The organism is Martelella mediterranea DSM 17316 (assembly GCF_002043005.1).
Taxonomy (GTDB): domain Bacteria; phylum Pseudomonadota; class Alphaproteobacteria; order Rhizobiales; family Rhizobiaceae; genus Martelella; species Martelella mediterranea.
The window spans coordinates 1,846,125-1,861,302 of sequence record NZ_CP020330.1; the positions used below are offsets into that span (position 1 = coordinate 1,846,125).

The window sequence follows — 15,178 nt, forward strand, 5'->3', positions numbered from 1 at the left end:
GGAGCGGGAGGAAAAGACATGACCAGGAAGTTTCGCGTCGCCGTGATCGGCGCCGGTATCGCCGCCCGTCACATGGTGGGCTACAAGTGGAATGCCGAGCGTTTCGAGGTGAAGGTGATCTGCTCGCTTGACGAGGATCGTGGCCGGGCTCTTTGCGAGGAATTCGGCGTGCACGAATACACGCAGGATACCGAATCTCTATTCGCCCGCGACGATATCGACATCATCGATGTCTGCACACCGCCGCACAACCATTTTGAACTGTCGCGCAAGGCGCTGGAATCGGGCAAGCACGTCATTTGCGAAAAGCCGCTGTTCGGCTCGCTCGCCGATGTCGACGCCATGGAAAAAATCGCCGCCGCATCCGACAGAAAGATCATGCCGATCTTTCAATACCGCTATGGCACCGGCCTGCAGAAGCTGAAACACCTGATCGCCAAGGGCCTGACCGGCCGACCGTTCATGACCACGATCGAGACCCACTGGTGGCGGCCGCCGCCCTATTTCGCTGTCGAATGGCGGGGCAAATGGGCAACGGAACTGGGCGGCGGCCTTCTCGGCCACGCCATTCACGCCCACGACATGCTCAACTATGTCCATGGTCCCTGTGCCGAGATTTTCGCCTACGGTGCAACCCTGGTCAACAGGATCGAGGTCGAAGACACCATGGCGCTGGCCGTGAAAATGAAAAACGGATCGCTGGCGAGCCTGTCGATGACGCTCGGCTCTCGCGAGGAAATTTCACGACTGCGTTTCTGTTTCGAGAACCTCACCGTCGAGAGTATCCATGAGCCCTACACGATGGGGCGTGACCCCTGGCGGTTCGTCGCCGGCGATGAAGCGCACCAGGCGCGCGTCGATACCGCTCTCGCCGAGGTCGCGGTTACGGAGGATGGGTATACCCGCCAGTTCGAACTGTTTCATGAAGCGCTTGTCGAGGATCGCGATCCGCCGGTCACGCTTGAAGACGCCAGGAATTCGCTGGCATTGGTCACCGCTGCGTATTATTCAGATCGTACCGGCAAGCCCACAGGGTTACCGATTACCGAGGACCATCCGCTTTATCGGTCATGGCTACCGGAGGCGGGGAAGGAGTAGCAGGGCGCGTGCGCAGTTCCAACACACCCAACCCGAACACCGATGGATCGACTGCGGCCGCTCAAGGCATGAAGGGGGAGGGGCGAAAGGTGCGCCTGCTCGCGGCCAAGCGGCTCTACCAGGTCGTGGCGCGGCGGATCGCCCGCATGATTGAAGACAACCAGGGTAAGCAAGACTGGCACCTGCCATCCGAACGCGAACTTGCCGAGCAGCTGGAGGTGAGCCGTACGGTGGTGCGTGAGGCGGTAATCGCGCTGGAGATGCGTGGCATCGTCGAGGTGCGGGGCCGGGCTGGCATCGTCGTGCTGCCGGCCCATGTCAACCCGCTCAGCTTCGACGCCATCAATACCGATATCGGTCCGGGACCGTTCGAATTGCTGGAAGCCCGGTTGGCGCTTGAATCGAGTGCGGCCGCGCTCGCCGCCGAGCGGGCCACACGCTACGACATCATGGAGCTGGAGGAATGCATCGAGCGGATGCAGCTGGAAACCGACGAGGTTTTCCTGAATGAAAAGGGAGACCGGGAGTTTCATCTGACGATCGCGAACATGACCGGCAACGCCATCATTCTCTCGATGATCCAGGCCTTGTGGGACCAGCGCGACGCCTCGCGCATGTGGCAGCGGGTTCACCGGCACATCCATGCCCCGAAGGTGCGCGCGCTTTGGATCGGCGACCACTACGCGATCGTTGCCGCGTTGAAAATGCGCAATGGGGAAGCCGCGCGCCATGCGATGATACGCCATATCAACAATGTCACGGATGAACTGCTGCGCGCGGACGAACTGGGCCGGTTTTCTTCCGATGGCGCGGACGAATGAGGAGGTGGAGATCATAAATGCTTAAGGGTTTCGAACATGTTGGCATGACTGTCAGCAATATTGACAAAAGCCTGAACTTCTATGTCGACCTGCTTGGCCTGAAGCTGGTCGTGCGCCGAAAGGGACAGGACGAGCACGGTTTCGAATTCTGCTTCCTCGATGCCGGCAATGCGATGCTGGAGATGACGGGGCCGGCGACCGGCGCGCTTCTGGCCGAAGACGTGGCGGCCGGGCGCGCGGGTCTGCGCCATCTCACCTTCTGCTTCGATGATGTCGAGGCGCTCTACCGCAAACTGGAAGAGGCCGGGGTCGAACTGGTCGAGGCCCCGCGCAAAGCCTATAACAGCGATATCATGACCAAGGTCGCCTTCTGCCGCGATCCTGACGGAATCCTGATCGAGCTCGGCGAGCGCTAATACCAAGGACCGATGATTAGGACCCATATGATGCGCGCTGCAATGGCCATCCGAGTAGGAAAATACCGCAGAGCGATGCTTGTGCATCGCGCGAGGATTTTGACGCCCTCGGGGGCCATTCCAGCCGCACCCTTTCAGGGCCGGGCGCTTTTGAAAGCCTGCGTCGTTGAAAGTCCTCGCCGTAGCTATGGCTACGACTGCGGCTTTCGCCTAGCCGGTTTTCAAAAGCGCTCCGGTCATATGGGTTCTAATCATCGGTCCTTGGTATAAGTCCCTCGCGAGGCGGACCACAGGTTTCGCCTCGTCAGGTTTTGCCTGTGGTGCCGTTGGTCAGATGATCAGGTCGATCAGGAACGGGCCGGCCTGATTGAAGCTTTGGCGCATCAAATCCGCGCATTGCTCCAGCGTCGTCGCGCGGGCGGCCTCGACCCCCATGCCGTTGGCCATTTTCACCCAATCCAGATCTGGCCTGGAGAGGTCCAGCATGCCCATTGCGGTCGGCCCGGGTTCGGCGCCGACATTCGCGTATTCCCCGATGAGGATATTGTATCTGCGATTGTTGAGCAGGATCGTGGTGCATGGCAGTTGTTCGCGCGCCTGCGTCCACAATGATTGCAGCGAATACATTGCCGATCCATCCGCCTGCAGGCTGATCACCCGCCGCTCGCCCCTGGATGCCACCGCGGCGCCGGTCGCAACCGGAAGGCCATCGCCAATCGCCCCTCCGCCGAGATTGAGCCAGTCATGCGCGGGGGCGGCATAGGTGAAATGCTCAAGATATCCGCCAAACGAGATGCTCTCGTTCGATATGATGGCGCCCTCCGGCATCAGGGCGGCCAGGGTTTGCGCCAGCCCCTCCGGCGTCGGCGCGCCCGTGCCGGCGTCGGGCAGGGGGCCGGGGTCCGGAATGGCGGTTTCCGGCGCGCCGATCTCGTCCACAAGCGCCTGAAGCGCTGCTTCGGAATCCTGATCCGGTCGGGACAGGACATGAAACTGGGAATCCGGCCGATACAACGCCGACGGCCGGTTGGGATAGGCAAAGAAGCCAACCGGCGGTTCAGCGTTCACCAGAATGATATGCTCGTATTTGTCGAGCGCCGCCACCGCGGCATCGACGACATACGGAACGCGGGGCAGGGGAATGCGCCCGCGCCCGCGTTGCAAATGTCCGTTGGTGTAGCTGCCCATAAGGTCGGCGCCGGTCGCCTCGGCCACACGCCAGGCAAGGTGCTGCGAAGGCGCAAGCGTCGCCTGATCGGCAATCAGGATCAGGACGTTCTTTTGGGAATGCAGGATGCGGGCTGCCGTCGTGACCGCATGCGGGTCAACCGGCGGTGGCGGCGGCACGGAAAGCGGTTCCGCAACCACGCCGCCCGTGTTCCATGATGAATCCGCGGGAAGGATCAGCGTCGCGATCTGGCCGGAGAGCGCGCTTGCCGCCTGCACGGCGGCGGCGGCATCGCGCCCGACATCCCCCGCATTCGAGCAGGTGCGGACCCAATGCGAAACGGTGCGCGCCATGCCCTCGGTATCGGCGGTCAGGGGAGCATCCAGCGGCCGGTGATAGGTCGCCTGGTCGCCGACAATGTTGACGATGCCGGCGCGCGCGCGGCGCGCATTGTGCAGATTGGCCATTCCATTGGCCAGACCCGGGCCGCAATGAAGCAGGGTACAGGCCGGCTTGCCGGCGATCCGGTAATAGCCGTCCGCCATGCCCGTCACGACATTTTCCTGAAGACCGAGGACGCAATGCATGCCTGGAATACGATCCAATGCGCCAACGAAATGCATTTCGCTGGTTCCCGGATTGGCAAAACAGGTATCGACGCCCGACTTCAAAAGCGTGCGAACGAGACTCTCAGCTCCATTCATCTCATTTTGCAAGGACAACGAATTTCCTCCTATCCGTTGGAATGAAACCAGTTACTGATATAAAATCAGAAGCATAATGGCGGTCTCTTTGCTAGCAGCGACCTGTCAGCGCGCCAACGCCATCTCACATTCGCCAGGCGGTTGCCGGTGCACCGTATCGTCGGGTAGGCGATACGTAAAGGTGCGCATTTCCTCTCAAGTGATAAGCATTGAATATCATAATCGGTTCCTTTTTTCGGAGATAGCGGCATACGACTGCGGCGCGGAAAAGGCGCAACGCGGAACCTGTTTCCCACGAGCTGGCGGCCCCGACGGTTATTCGATATCGATTGGCGGCTGCCGGTTCGACGGAAGAGCGCCTGCTCCAGCGGCGTGGTCACCTCTGTCGGCGTCAGGCCGAGGGGTCTTTTCCGTCGCGGGCAAATGACGCTTTGAGGTGCTTGTATAGCTGGTTAAGCGGCTCAAAACTGCGGTTTTGGGTGAGCGTGACGAACTGGATATTGCTGGCCTCGATGTTGAGATCGCAGGCCGACAAACGCTTCACAAGACCGTCGGACCCGGCGCGCGCGATCGTCGTGTCGGGAATACACGCCAGCAGTTGGGTCCGCGCAATGAGTTGAACCAGTGCGAAGGGATCCGAAGAGACTTCCACCACTGGGCTCGGCGTCCGAAGGTCGATGTTGCGGAAGGCGTTTTCCAGCAGGTTGCGATGATAGGAGCCGTCCGGTTGCAACGCCCACTGCCATTCAAGCAATTCTTCGGCGAAGAGAGGCTCTCGACTCAACAAGGGGTGTTCCCGACTGCAGATAATCGTCAGCGGCGTCCGGCCAAGCGACTCGTAGCTGAGATCGATTGCGCTGCGGCTCGGCATCCTGTCCCAGTTCACAATGCCCAGATAGCAGTCAATCTCGCCGTCCGTCAGGGCCTGAACCATCAGTCTCTCTCGCGCCGAGCTGATCTTGTAGCGAACCGTTGCGCCTTCGGCGAACATGTTTGCGAAGGCCGTTGGGAAGGCTTCATCATGCAAAAGTACGAGGTTCGTTCCAATCCGCAAGGTCGGAATCTCGCCGATCTGAAGTTCCTCGGCCAGATGATCGATGGTGGCCAGCGCCTGACGACAGCGCTGCAGGGCGAGCTGACCGGCAGCGGTCAGGCTCACGCCGCGTGCCGAACGGTTGATGAGCGAAGCGGAAAAGGCGTTCTCGAGGTCGCGAACCAACTGTGACAGGGCGGGCTGACTGGTGTTCAGCACCTCCGCGATCGCCCGCAGCGAGTCATGGCTTTCCACCATTTCCAGAAGCTTCAGGTGGCGAAGGCGAAGGCGCTCAATGTTGAGCTGACGTCTGTCCATAACAAAACCATATCACTTGAGCGGAATATACGTCTATTCACTTTCACTCCATCATGTCAATCTTTAGGCCTTCACAGTTTGTCGCCGGGGAGGGCGGCATAGAGGAGGGAGGGCAGACACAGAGCAAGTTGGCAGGAGGCCACCGACGGCCTTCGCAGCGGGTGTTGTGGAACCGGCAGGAAGAAACAGAAGACCGGTGACCGGTATTGCCGGTTAGATGCGGGTGTCCGTTTTCGCGCTGGTCGTAGCCGCCGAGGTTTCTGGCCACCGTATTGCCGATGCTGTCGCGCAGAATTGACCCCGGCGTTTTCTCGTTTGCCTTCGCCCTTTGTCTCAACCTGCCTGAACGAGCCTCTCCAAAGGGAATGCGGCAGCGTATCGGGAGAGCTTTCCGGCGGAAACATTGCGAACAAATGAGAGGGGTAAGGGGGATTTTGCGCAACCAAAACGGGAAATGAGGCGTCGTTCATACACCACCTGGCGGCAGAACCTGCCGGGGCGCAGACAAGCGCGAGGACGGATCGAGAATGTCGTTGCTTTTTCGGGAGGTCCGGCCGGTGGGCCATCGGCCGAAGCAGGAATGGGAATGAACATTTTTCGGAGTGAGGATCGTTGATTGTGATGACTGACAATTTCCAATTTGACGCCTATCGGAGACCGGATGGTTCGATCGGGCTGAGAAATGACCTGCTGATCCTTTCGATATCGGGGCTGGCAGCACCCATTGCACAGCGGATCGGCAGCATTTTGAAACAGGCCAAGGTTATTACGACCGCCTATACGGGCGGCATCATAGCCGAGGACGCCAGCTTGAGGTTGCGCATGCTGGAAGGATTCGCACTGCATCCAAATGTCGGCGCAGTGCTTGTGGTCAGCTGCAATTTTCCGGAAGGCCAGCGGTTTCGCGACAGGATTGCCGCGTCGGGAAGGCCGGTTGAAATGCTGGTCCTCGATGACTTCGGTCATGACAGCCTGCGCTTGACCGATGCCGCCGTCAGATCCGGCGCCCGCCTTCTCCAGCAATTGTCGGCCGCGCGCCGCAGTCGGGCCGATCTGTCGGAACTGTGCATAGGCGTTGAGTGTGGACGGTCCGACACGACATCGGGGATTGCGTCAAATCCCCTCGTTGGTCATGTCGCCGATGCTATCGCCGATGCCGGCGGCAGGGTCATCGCCGGTGAGACGATGGAATGGTTCGGTGCCGAGCACCTCTTGGAAAAGCGTGCGAAAACGCCGGAAATCATGCAGGCGCTGCGCGATGCGATCAACCGGCGGATAGACCGCGCCGAGGCGGCCGGAATTGACCTGATCGGCACGAATCCGGGGCCGGTCAACATAGCGATGGGCCTTTCAACCCTTGAGGAAAAATCGCTCGGCGCCGTCAGGAAATCGGGTTCGGCGCCGATACAGGGCCTGCTGCAGCAGGGCGAGGCGCCCAAGGAGGCCGGCGTATGGCTGATGGACCAGCCCTATTACAGCCCGGAATCCCTCTCCGGCTTCGTCGCGGCGGGCGCCCACATGATCCTGTTCACCACCGGTCCGGGAAACAATTTCGTCAGCCTGCTGGCGCCGACCATCAAACTGTCGGCCAATGCCGACACCTGCGCCAACCTGATCGAGCAGATCGATTTCGACGCCAGCGCCATTCTCACGGGCGTGCTCGGTTTCGCCGAGGCGACCCAAATGCTGCTGGCGCGCATGGTCGATGTCGCTTCGGGAACGCTCACCTACGGGGAGATCCTGTCCGAGGGGGCCGAGACCATCAGCAGATGCGGAGAGTCGCTATGACGGAAGACGCAACGCAATATTCGGGCTTGATGCTCCACAGTGATGACCACGTGGCTCTGGCGCTCATGCCGCTTGAGCCGGGAGACACGGCGCTGATCACGTCGCCGGATGGAGAGCGCCGCGTGGAGATCAGGGAGGTCATACCACGCTATCACAAGTTCACAGTCGAACCGCTTGCCGACAAGACGCTTGTGATCAAGGGAGGAGAGGTGATCGGCATCACCACGGCAAATGTGCCTGCGGGGAGCCATCTGCACATCAGCAACCTGAAAAGTACGCGCTATGGCGTGAATTGAATTTCGTCACCGCGTGGGAGGAGAAGCGGTAATGGAGGATATTTTCGGGGCCCTGTTTCTCGGCCTCAGTACGATATTCACGATAAAGGTCCTGAGCTGGACCTTCGTGGGTATCATAGCGGGCATGTTTTTCGGCCTTATTCCGGGGCTTTCCGGCCTGACCGGCATGGGACTGCTGCTGCCGTTTGCAATTGGACAACCGCCCGAGGTGGCGTTCTCGTTCCTGCTCGGCATGTATGCCGTCACCACCCAGACGGATGCCATTCCGGCGGTCCTGCTTGGAATTCCCGGCACATCGGCGGCGCAGGCGACTTATCTCGACGGCTATCCGATGGCCAAGCGCGGCGAGGCCGGCCGCGCATTGTCGGCCTCCTACTTCGCTTCGATTGTCGGCACGATCGTGTTTTCAGCAATTTTCCTGGTGCTGCTGCCGGTCATCCGCCCGATCATCAATTCCTTCGGATCTCCGGAATTCTTCATGCTGGCGATGATGGGCCTTGTGATGGCGGCATCGCTCGTCGGCCCCAATCTGCCGCGCGGCCTCATGGTCGCCTCGGTGGGCCTGCTGATCTCGTGTATCGGTATTGCCGGTTCCACGGGCGATCACCGCTATACGCTCGGCACCTATTACCTTGAGGACGGGCTGCCGATCGTACCGGTGGCGCTCGGCCTGTTCGCGGTGCCTGAGGTGATGGAACTGATGATCCGCCGCTCGCCGATCGCCCATTCCTTCTCCGCAGTCGGGGGAGCCGCCGCTGGGCTGAGGGACACGATACGGCATGGCTGGCTGGTTGTGCGATGCTCGATCATCGGCGGCGTCTGCGGCGTCATCCCTGGGCTTGGCGGATCAGCGGCCGAGTGGCTCGGTTATTCCCATGCGGTGCAGACCGCGCGCGACAAGTCGCAGTTCGGCAAGGGCGACATTCGCGGGGTGCTGTCGGCGGAAGCGGCGACGACGGCCCAGAAGCCGGGCGCAATCATCCCGACCGTCGCGCTCGGCATTCCCGGCAACGCCTCGATGGCGGTGATGCTGGGGGTGTTTCTCATCGTCGGCCTGCGGCCGGGCAGCGCGATGCTCAACGAGCAGCTCCCGCTGACCTTCCAGATGCTGTGGACGGTGACCCTCGCCAATATCGTGGTTGCGATCATCTGCCTCGTTCTGCAGCGCTATATCGTGAAGCTCTGCCAGGTGCGGGCGTCGATCATCGCGCCGCTGATCATCGCCTTCATGGCGATCGGGGCGACGTTTGCGAGCAACTCCTTCGGCGATCTCGTGGCCTTTGCCGTGTTCGGCGCTCTCGGGCTTTTCATGAAGGCCTATGACTGGCCGCGCGTGCCGTTGCTGATCGGCATGGTGCTTGGCGAGATTGCCGAGCCGAATTTCTTCATTTCCGTTCAGGTCTATGGCGCGTCATGGCTCTGGCAGCGGCCGATCGTTCTCGCCACCCTCGTCGTGATGCTGGTCTTCCTGCTGACGATGCTGGTTCGCAGGGCGCGGGGACGCGCTGAAATCCGGGGAGGCGGCGCCGATGCGTGAACCGCAAGAGTATAGCAGGCTTCGAGACGTCTCATGGTGGTTCGGCATTGCGCTGTCGGTGCTTGCCGCGGTGGCGCTGGTCAGTGCGCTGAACTGGGAGACGATGGCCGCAAGCTTCCCGATCTTCAACTGCGTGATCATGCTTGCTTGCGGCATAGCGCATACGCTTCTGCCCCAATCCGCCGGCTCTTCTCCGATGATGGAGGGGGAAAAGCTGCCGCTCGGGCTCACATTGCGCTACGCGGCCTGGATCGGCGCGTTCTTCGCCGGGGCCATCGTCTTTGGCTTTCCAGTTGCCACACCTGTGTTTGTGCTCAGCTACATGCTGGCGCATGGCGAGCGATGGACGACGGCGTTGATCGCGTCCGCAGGGACGCTTGTCTTTCTGCTGGTTGTTGTGGATCGCGTGCTTCGCCTTCCGCTCGCCGAGCCATGGTTCCTCTTCACCTAGCGGAAAGAGGCGTGCGACCGGTGCGACGAACTGGAAGGAGAACCTGCTCACCTCGCATCGGACCAAAACCGAAATGCTCGGGAAAGCGGGGCAGGGAGGTAAGCCCCGCTTTCCCAAGGCGACCGTGTGCACCGGTTGCTGATTGACCAGTCTCGTGCACCCAAGGAGGAGGAAAAAATGAAGCTGAAACTGATTATAGCTGTATCAGGCGCCCTTGCCATATTGTCCATGGCGGGGCCTGTGGGGGCCGCGGATGTGGACTTTTCCGGCAAGACCGTGCGCATTATCCAGAACTACGGGGCCGGCGGTTCCACGGATCTTTTCGCCCGCACGATTGCGCCGTTCATCCAGAAATACCTGCCGGGGCAACCGACTGTCGTCGTCGAACCAAAACCGGGTGCGGCCGGTATTCAGGCCGGCATCTACATGCACAATTCTTCGTCTCCCGACGGAATGGAAATCTGCCTGTGCAACTCGATGCCGGTCAGGTGGGTGACCGTCAACGACTTCGACTTCGATCTGCGCGATTTTGCAATCGCCGGAAGCCAGCCGGTCAACACCGTTGTTCTCATCCGCGATGACCTGAATGTGTCGAAACCGACCGATCTCGCCCACACGCCGAAGCCGCTTTTGTTCAGCGCAACCTCTCCGGCCAGCGAGAACGCCAGCCGCTTCGCCGTATTCGCCAATATCTTCGGCGCCAAGGTCAACATCATCGGGGGCTACCAGCTCGCCGGCAATATGGTTCAGTCGATCACACAGGGAGAGACGAACGTCACGAGCCTCAACAGCGATTACTACGCCGTCCAGAGCACGGCGATCGCCGAAGCGGGAACTGTCGGGGCTTTCGGCCAGGTCGGCATTCCGAATGGAGACCGGTTCGACCCGGAATCCGCGATCGATGCGCCGACCTTCGACACGATGGTGCGCGAATATGCGCCCGAGGTGCTCGGCACGCCGAAATACAAGCTCTTCTCGGCTTTCAATCAGGCGGCCGCCGCGCAGATGATTTATGTTCTCGCGCCCGGAACGCCGCAAGAATATGTAACCGCCTGGCAGGACGCCATCGCCAAGGCCGTGGCCGATCCCGAATACGCGAAGGCCGTCGAAACCATGCAGACCGGCCTGCGTCCGTTCACCGGCGAGGCCGGTACGCGGAAAATGCTCGACGCCCTCTATGACGGCTTCAAGTCGCCCGATGTTGTCGAGGTTCTCAAGGAGATTGCGCCGGTCTATTTCAAATAGACCGGACACTTGCCGGACGTGTCGCGGGATGCGTCCGGCAGGGCGCCCTTGTGTCGTCCTTTGCGCAAGTGTGGCTTATCGCTCGGCTGCCTGCGTTTCGATGTTCGACACAGTTGCGGGCTGCTTGTGTCATTGTTGAAGGACCCCGAAACCCGGGTCGTAGGCCAGATCGGTTGCGGCCCCACAAGGGGCAGGCTTCCTTGAGTGATCAGTCCTGTGGATCGGCCACCGCCTGCATCGCCTAGAGCGTTTCAGTTTTTAATGGAAGCGTATCCAGCATTTGCAAGGTAACTTGCGCACTCTTGCGGTTTGATGGTGGTGACGAGGCGGCCGATGGCCCGCCATGTTTCCTCGACGGTTCGCTTCTGCCCCATACGCATCCAGTGTTTGATCTTGGCGAACGCCTGTTCGATCGGATTGAGATCGGGCGAATAGGGCGGCAGGAACCATAGCCTTGCGCCTGCCGCTTTGATCGCCTTGCGGATCGCGGCTGACTTGTGGCTGCCGAGATTGTCCATGACGACGATATCACCGGGCTTGAGAGTGGGCACGAGGATCTGCTCGACATAGGCTTGGAAGCACTGGCCGTTGATCGGCCCGTCGAAGACGCAAGGGGCCGTCAGCCGGTCGCAGCGCAGCGCGCCGAGAAAGGTCAGGGTTCGCCAATGCCCATGCGGCGCAAAGCCGCGAAGGCGTTTGCCGCGTTTGCCCCATCCCCGAAGCGGGGCCATATTGGTCTTGATCCAGGTTTCATCGATGAACACCAGCCTGCTGGGGTCGAGGCCGGCCTGCAAAGTCTGCCAGCGTTGACGCCGTCTGGCGATGTCGGCGCGCGCCTGCTCAAGGGCGAACAGTGTTTTTTTTGAAGCTGAGACCCTCGCGCCGCAGGAACTTCCAGACCGTATCGTGCGAGACCTTTACGCCACGCGCAGCCAGTTCATCCTTCAGCCCGTGCAGCGTCAGATGCGAGGTCTGGTTGATGCGCTCGATGATGAAGGCCCGGTGCGGTTCCAGTATGCGCTTGCGATGGCCACCCATCTTGCCGGGCGCGACCGAACCTGTCGCCCGGTAGCGCTGCGACCACTTCACTGCAGCAGACACGGAAACCCCAAAGCGGGAAGCGACCGAGCGGCAGCTCTCGCCAGCCTCAATGGCAAGAACCACACGCTTACGAAGATCATTGGAAAGAGGTGCCGTCATCAGATGCTGGCCTCCTGCCCAGCCAGCATCTTGAATCACAAAACCAGCAAAAGGGGAATCCCTTTGATTCCGTCAAACACAGAACCGCTCTAGCGCGGGGCCGCGCCCGTCCACGTCTTGAAGGCGCGGGAGTGCATCGCGCTGTCGGCATAGCCGAGCACCTAGGCGACATCGGAAACGCCGGCGGCCAGCTCGGCGCGGTGTTCGCGCATCAGTTGGCGAACCGACAGGCTTTCCGCGCCGAGCTGACGTTGCAGGCTGTGCACCGAAATGCCGAGGTCCTCGACCAGGAAACGCGTGGTGACGGATCGCCGGCCGTATGTGAAGCCCGCGGCGGCAATGGCCGGTCTCTGACATTCTACAAGCGCCGACGCCATTCATCCCTTGGCCGTCCGTAGTCGGACTGACGTGCCACTGAGAATTTCCTCCAGAATGGATTAGAGTCCGGCCTATTAAGGGATGGACGAATGAAGAAGCAGAGATTTACGGAAGAGCAGATTATCGGTCTGCTGAAGGAGCAGGAGGCTGGCGCGAAGGCGGCCGATCTCTGCCGCAAGCACGGGATTTCAGAAGCGACGTTTTATAACTGGAAAGCCAAATTTGGCGGCATGGAAGTGTCCGAGGCCAAGCGGTTGAAGGCGCTTGAAGACGAGAATGCCAAGCTGAAGAAGCTGCTCGCCGAGCAGATGATGGACACAGCCGCGCTTCGTGAGCTTCTAGCAAAAAAATGGTAGGGCCCGTCGCCAAGCGTGCAGCCGTTGCGCATCTGAAGGCCTCCATGGGTCTTTCGGAACGGCGGGCCTGCCAAATCATTTCCGCCGACCGCAAGACGGTTCGGTATCGGTCTTGCCGACCGCCGGAGGTCGAACTGCGAACGAAGCTGCGCGATCTGGCGAATGAGCGGCGGCGTTTCGGATACCGACGGCTGCTCATTTTGCTTCGGCGTGATGGAGAGCCATCCGGCGTCAATCGCATCTACCGACTGTATCGGGAGGAAGGTCTTTCCGTGCGCAAGCGCAAAGCCAGGAGGCGTGCTGTCGGAACGCGTGCGCCGATCCTCGTCGAAGCAAAGGCAAATGCCCGCTGGTCGCTGGATTTCGTTCACGATCAGTTCGCCTGCGGCAGACGCTTCCGCGTGCTCAACATCGTCGATGACGTGACGCGCGAATGCCTGGCAGCAATTCCTGATACTTCGATCTCTGGTCGCCGTGTCGCACGAGAATTGACAACGCTGATTGAGCGGCGCGGCAAGCCCGGCATGATTGTCTCAGACAACGGCACGGAATTCACCTCGAATGCCATCCTCGCCTGGTCCAAGGATCACAATGTCGAGTGGCACTACATCGCACCGGGAAAGCCGATGCAAAACGGTTATCTCGAGAGTTTCAATGGTCGGATGCGCGACGAACTGCTCAATGAGAGCCTGTTCTTCGGCCTCGACCATGCCCGAAGCGTCATTGCTGAATGGGTAGATGATTTCAACCATTTCCGACCGCACTCATCGCTCGGATACCAGACCCCGGCAGGCTATGCCGAAACCATCACCGCAACCGGCTCCAACGCTACGCAAAATGAAAGCTTCGCGTTTCCACCGGTTGCTCACACCGCGCCATTTGGCGTATCAAAAACCGCCCAGGTTCTAATCGCAGCCCGATGAAAACTCAGTGGCAGGTCAGTTTTGCGCTAGCCGTAAAGCATGTCCGGCAGGAATGTGACGATCTGAGGGAACAGGGCCAGCAGCAGCACGAACATGATCATGATCACCAGGAAGGGGAAGGTCACCTTGGCGATATAGGCCGTGCTGCGGCCGGTGATGTTCTGGATCACCGCGAAATTGAAGGCCACCGGCGGCGTGATCTGGGCCATTTCGACGACCAGGACCATGAAGATGCCGAACCAGAGCTTGTCGAAGCCGGCCGCTTCCACCAGCGGCAGGACCACTGGCAGCGTTGTCGCGATCATTGCGAAGCCTTCAAGCGCCGTGCCGAGGATCAGATAGAGCGCGATCAGCGCCACGATTAGCAGGATCGGTGATAGGTTCATCTCGGTCACGAAGTTGGCGACGGCGGACGGTATGCCGAGCGTGGAGGTGATATTGCCGAGCACCGAGGCGCCGAGAATGATGATGCCCATGACCGAACATGTCTGCACCGCGCCAAGCACGATGTCGCGCATCACCCGCAGCGAAAGTGCCTTCTGGAAGAGGGCAACGAGGAAGGCGCCGACGACGCCGAGCGCCGCGGCTTCCGAGGGCGTCGCGAGACCGCCATACATCGAGCCCAGCACGCAGACGATCAGGAACATGGCGGGCGCGAGATCGCGCAGCGCCGCAACGCGCTGACGGAAGGGAATGTGGCGCAGCGCGCGCTCGCTTTCGGGAACAAGGTCCTTCTTGATGCTGCTGCGGATCATGATATAGGCGCCGAAGGTCGAGGCCAGCAGCAGGCCCGGAATGAAGCCGGCGGTAAACAATCTCAGAACGGATTCATTGGCGAGAACGCCATACATGATCATCACCGTCGAGGGAGGGATCAGGAAGCCAAGCGTGCCCGCGCCTGCGAGGCTGCCGATGGCAAGTTCCGGCGAATAGCCGCGGTTCAGGAGTTCCTTCAGCGTCATTCGCCCGACGACCTGCGTTGTTGCCGCCGACGAGCCGGAAATTGCCGCAAAGATCGAACAGCCGACGATATTGACATGTAGCAGGCGGCCCGGCAGCAGGCCCGCCCATGGCGCAAGTCCCGAAAACAGCGCCTGCGAAAGCTTGGTGCGAAACAGAAACTCGCCCATCAGGATAAACAGCGGCAGGGCCACCAGATCGGGCGTCGTCAGAATGTTGAAGATGTACTGCGGAAACAGCCGGTCGATCGGAATGTGGGTGAAGAAGGCGGCGAGGCCGATCGCGGTCGTCAGCAACGCAATGCCGATCCATGCGCCTGCGACGAGAGTTCCGAACAAAAGCCCGAAAAGGCTTGCGACGACCGTTCCCATAAGTTCACCTTTGATTAAAGCTGCGGTCTCTGCCGCACCGGCGCCGTTCCGGTGAAAAAATCACCTCAAATGCGCTTTTCATTGTTTTGGACGTGTCCGGCGGAAAGGCGACATC

Annotated in this window: 14 protein-coding genes; 9 read left to right on the forward strand and 5 right to left on the reverse strand. The window is 60.5% G+C overall.

Annotation, left to right across the window (positions count from 1 at the left end; translation table 11 throughout):
• Positions 1 to 18: 18 nt before the first annotated feature.
• The 3 genes from Mame_RS08580 (at position 19) to Mame_RS08590 (ending at position 2,335) form a co-directional block, all read left to right on the forward strand.
• Complete coding sequence (locus tag Mame_RS08580; protein ID WP_018066145.1) at positions 19 to 1,098, forward strand: Gfo/Idh/MocA family protein; 1,080 nt, start codon at positions 19 to 21, stop codon at positions 1,096 to 1,098.
• Between the two features lie 89 nt (positions 1,099 to 1,187).
• Positions 1,188 to 1,919, forward strand: coding sequence for a FadR/GntR family transcriptional regulator (locus Mame_RS08585; protein ID WP_269466905.1), 732 nt, complete (start codon positions 1,188 to 1,190; stop codon positions 1,917 to 1,919).
• 17 nt (positions 1,920 to 1,936) lie between these two features.
• Entirely contained in the window at positions 1,937 to 2,335 is a 399-nt protein-coding gene (locus Mame_RS08590; RefSeq protein WP_018066143.1) for a VOC family protein, read from the forward strand.
• A gap of 330 nt (positions 2,336 to 2,665) precedes the next feature.
• On the opposite strand, the gene Mame_RS08595 is transcribed toward Mame_RS08590, so the two are convergent.
• Positions 2,666 to 4,207 carry an acetolactate synthase large subunit gene (locus Mame_RS08595; RefSeq protein WP_018066141.1) on the reverse strand — a complete coding sequence of 514 codons (1,542 nt, stop codon included), beginning with the start codon at positions 4,205 to 4,207 and terminating at the stop codon, positions 2,666 to 2,668.
• Positions 4,208 to 4,598: 391 nt separating this feature from the next.
• A complete protein-coding gene (locus tag Mame_RS08600; RefSeq protein ID WP_018066140.1) occupies positions 4,599 to 5,558 on the reverse strand; it encodes a LysR family transcriptional regulator in 960 nt (319 codons plus the stop codon).
• Positions 5,559 to 6,179: 621 nt separating this feature from the next.
• On the opposite strand from Mame_RS08600, the gene Mame_RS08605 reads away from it, so the two are divergent.
• The 5 genes from Mame_RS08605 (at position 6,180) to Mame_RS08625 (ending at position 10,875) form a co-directional block, all read left to right on the forward strand.
• Positions 6,180 to 7,346: a UxaA family hydrolase gene (locus tag Mame_RS08605; protein WP_155122059.1), complete on the forward strand. Its 1,167-nt coding sequence runs from the start codon at positions 6,180 to 6,182 to the stop codon at positions 7,344 to 7,346.
• Complete coding sequence (locus tag Mame_RS08610) at positions 7,343 to 7,642, forward strand: UxaA family hydrolase (RefSeq protein ID WP_018066138.1); 300 nt, start codon at positions 7,343 to 7,345, stop codon at positions 7,640 to 7,642. The genes Mame_RS08605 and Mame_RS08610 overlap by 4 nt, the downstream gene beginning before the upstream one ends.
• A gap of 31 nt (positions 7,643 to 7,673) precedes the next feature.
• A complete protein-coding gene (locus tag Mame_RS08615; RefSeq protein WP_018066137.1) occupies positions 7,674 to 9,179 on the forward strand; it encodes a tripartite tricarboxylate transporter permease in 1,506 nt (501 codons plus the stop codon).
• Positions 9,172 to 9,630, forward strand: a complete 459-nt coding sequence (locus Mame_RS08620; protein ID WP_018066136.1) for a tripartite tricarboxylate transporter TctB family protein — start codon at positions 9,172 to 9,174, stop codon at positions 9,628 to 9,630. The genes Mame_RS08615 and Mame_RS08620 overlap by 8 nt, the downstream gene beginning before the upstream one ends.
• Positions 9,631 to 9,807: 177 nt before the next feature.
• Complete coding sequence (locus Mame_RS08625; protein ID WP_018066135.1) at positions 9,808 to 10,875, forward strand: type 2 periplasmic-binding domain-containing protein; 1,068 nt, start codon at positions 9,808 to 9,810, stop codon at positions 10,873 to 10,875.
• Positions 10,876 to 11,126: 251 nt separating this feature from the next.
• Here the strand turns inward: Mame_RS08625 and Mame_RS08630 are convergent.
• Positions 11,127 to 12,075 (reverse strand): IS630 family transposase gene (locus Mame_RS08630; protein WP_155122056.1). Its coding sequence is split into 2 segments (ribosomal slippage): positions 11,127 to 11,738 and positions 11,740 to 12,075, totalling 948 coding nucleotides; the frame shifts between segments, so codons are not numbered across the junction.
• Between the two features lie 161 nt (positions 12,076 to 12,236).
• A complete protein-coding gene (locus Mame_RS08635; RefSeq protein WP_079920735.1) occupies positions 12,237 to 12,452 on the reverse strand; it encodes a hypothetical protein in 216 nt (71 codons plus the stop codon).
• Positions 12,453 to 12,542: 90 nt separating this feature from the next.
• Here Mame_RS08635 and Mame_RS08640 point away from each other — a divergent pair.
• A protein-coding gene (locus Mame_RS08640; RefSeq protein ID WP_155122060.1) for an IS3 family transposase occupies positions 12,543 to 13,732 on the forward strand; the annotation gives its coding sequence in 2 pieces (ribosomal slippage) (positions 12,543 to 12,792 and positions 12,792 to 13,732; 1,191 coding nt in all).
• A gap of 26 nt (positions 13,733 to 13,758) precedes the next feature.
• Here the strand turns inward: Mame_RS08640 and Mame_RS08645 are convergent.
• Positions 13,759 to 15,063 (reverse strand): TRAP transporter large permease, encoded by a 1,305-nt coding sequence (locus Mame_RS08645; RefSeq protein WP_018067517.1) that lies wholly within the window; start codon positions 15,061 to 15,063, stop codon positions 13,759 to 13,761.
• Positions 15,064 to 15,178 lie beyond the last annotated feature (115 nt).

What these genes read in the sequence shown, in the direction of transcription:
- Mame_RS08580 (WP_018066145.1), top strand. Translation starts at nt 19, where the DNA reads ATGACCAGGAAGTTTCGCGTCGCCGTGATCGGCGCCGGTATCGCCGCC.
- Mame_RS08590 (WP_018066143.1), top strand. Translation starts at nt 1,937, where the DNA reads ATGCTTAAGGGTTTCGAACATGTTGGCATGACTGTCAGCAATATTGAC.
- Mame_RS08595 (WP_018066141.1), bottom strand. Translation starts at nt 4,207, where the DNA reads ATGAATGGAGCTGAGAGTCTCGTTCGCACGCTTTTGAAGTCGGGCGTC.
- Mame_RS08600 (WP_018066140.1), bottom strand. Translation starts at nt 5,558, where the DNA reads ATGGACAGACGTCAGCTCAACATTGAGCGCCTTCGCCTTCGCCACCTG.
- Mame_RS08605 (WP_155122059.1), top strand. Translation starts at nt 6,180, where the DNA reads ATGACTGACAATTTCCAATTTGACGCCTATCGGAGACCGGATGGTTCG.
- Mame_RS08610 (WP_018066138.1), top strand. Translation starts at nt 7,343, where the DNA reads ATGACGGAAGACGCAACGCAATATTCGGGCTTGATGCTCCACAGTGAT.
- Mame_RS08615 (WP_018066137.1), top strand. Translation starts at nt 7,674, where the DNA reads ATGGAGGATATTTTCGGGGCCCTGTTTCTCGGCCTCAGTACGATATTC.
- Mame_RS08620 (WP_018066136.1), top strand. Translation starts at nt 9,172, where the DNA reads ATGCGTGAACCGCAAGAGTATAGCAGGCTTCGAGACGTCTCATGGTGG.
- Mame_RS08625 (WP_018066135.1), top strand. Translation starts at nt 9,808, where the DNA reads ATGAAGCTGAAACTGATTATAGCTGTATCAGGCGCCCTTGCCATATTG.
- Mame_RS08635 (WP_079920735.1), bottom strand. Translation starts at nt 12,452, where the DNA reads ATGGCGTCGGCGCTTGTAGAATGTCAGAGACCGGCCATTGCCGCCGCG.
- Mame_RS08645 (WP_018067517.1), bottom strand. Translation starts at nt 15,063, where the DNA reads ATGGGAACGGTCGTCGCAAGCCTTTTCGGGCTTTTGTTCGGAACTCTC.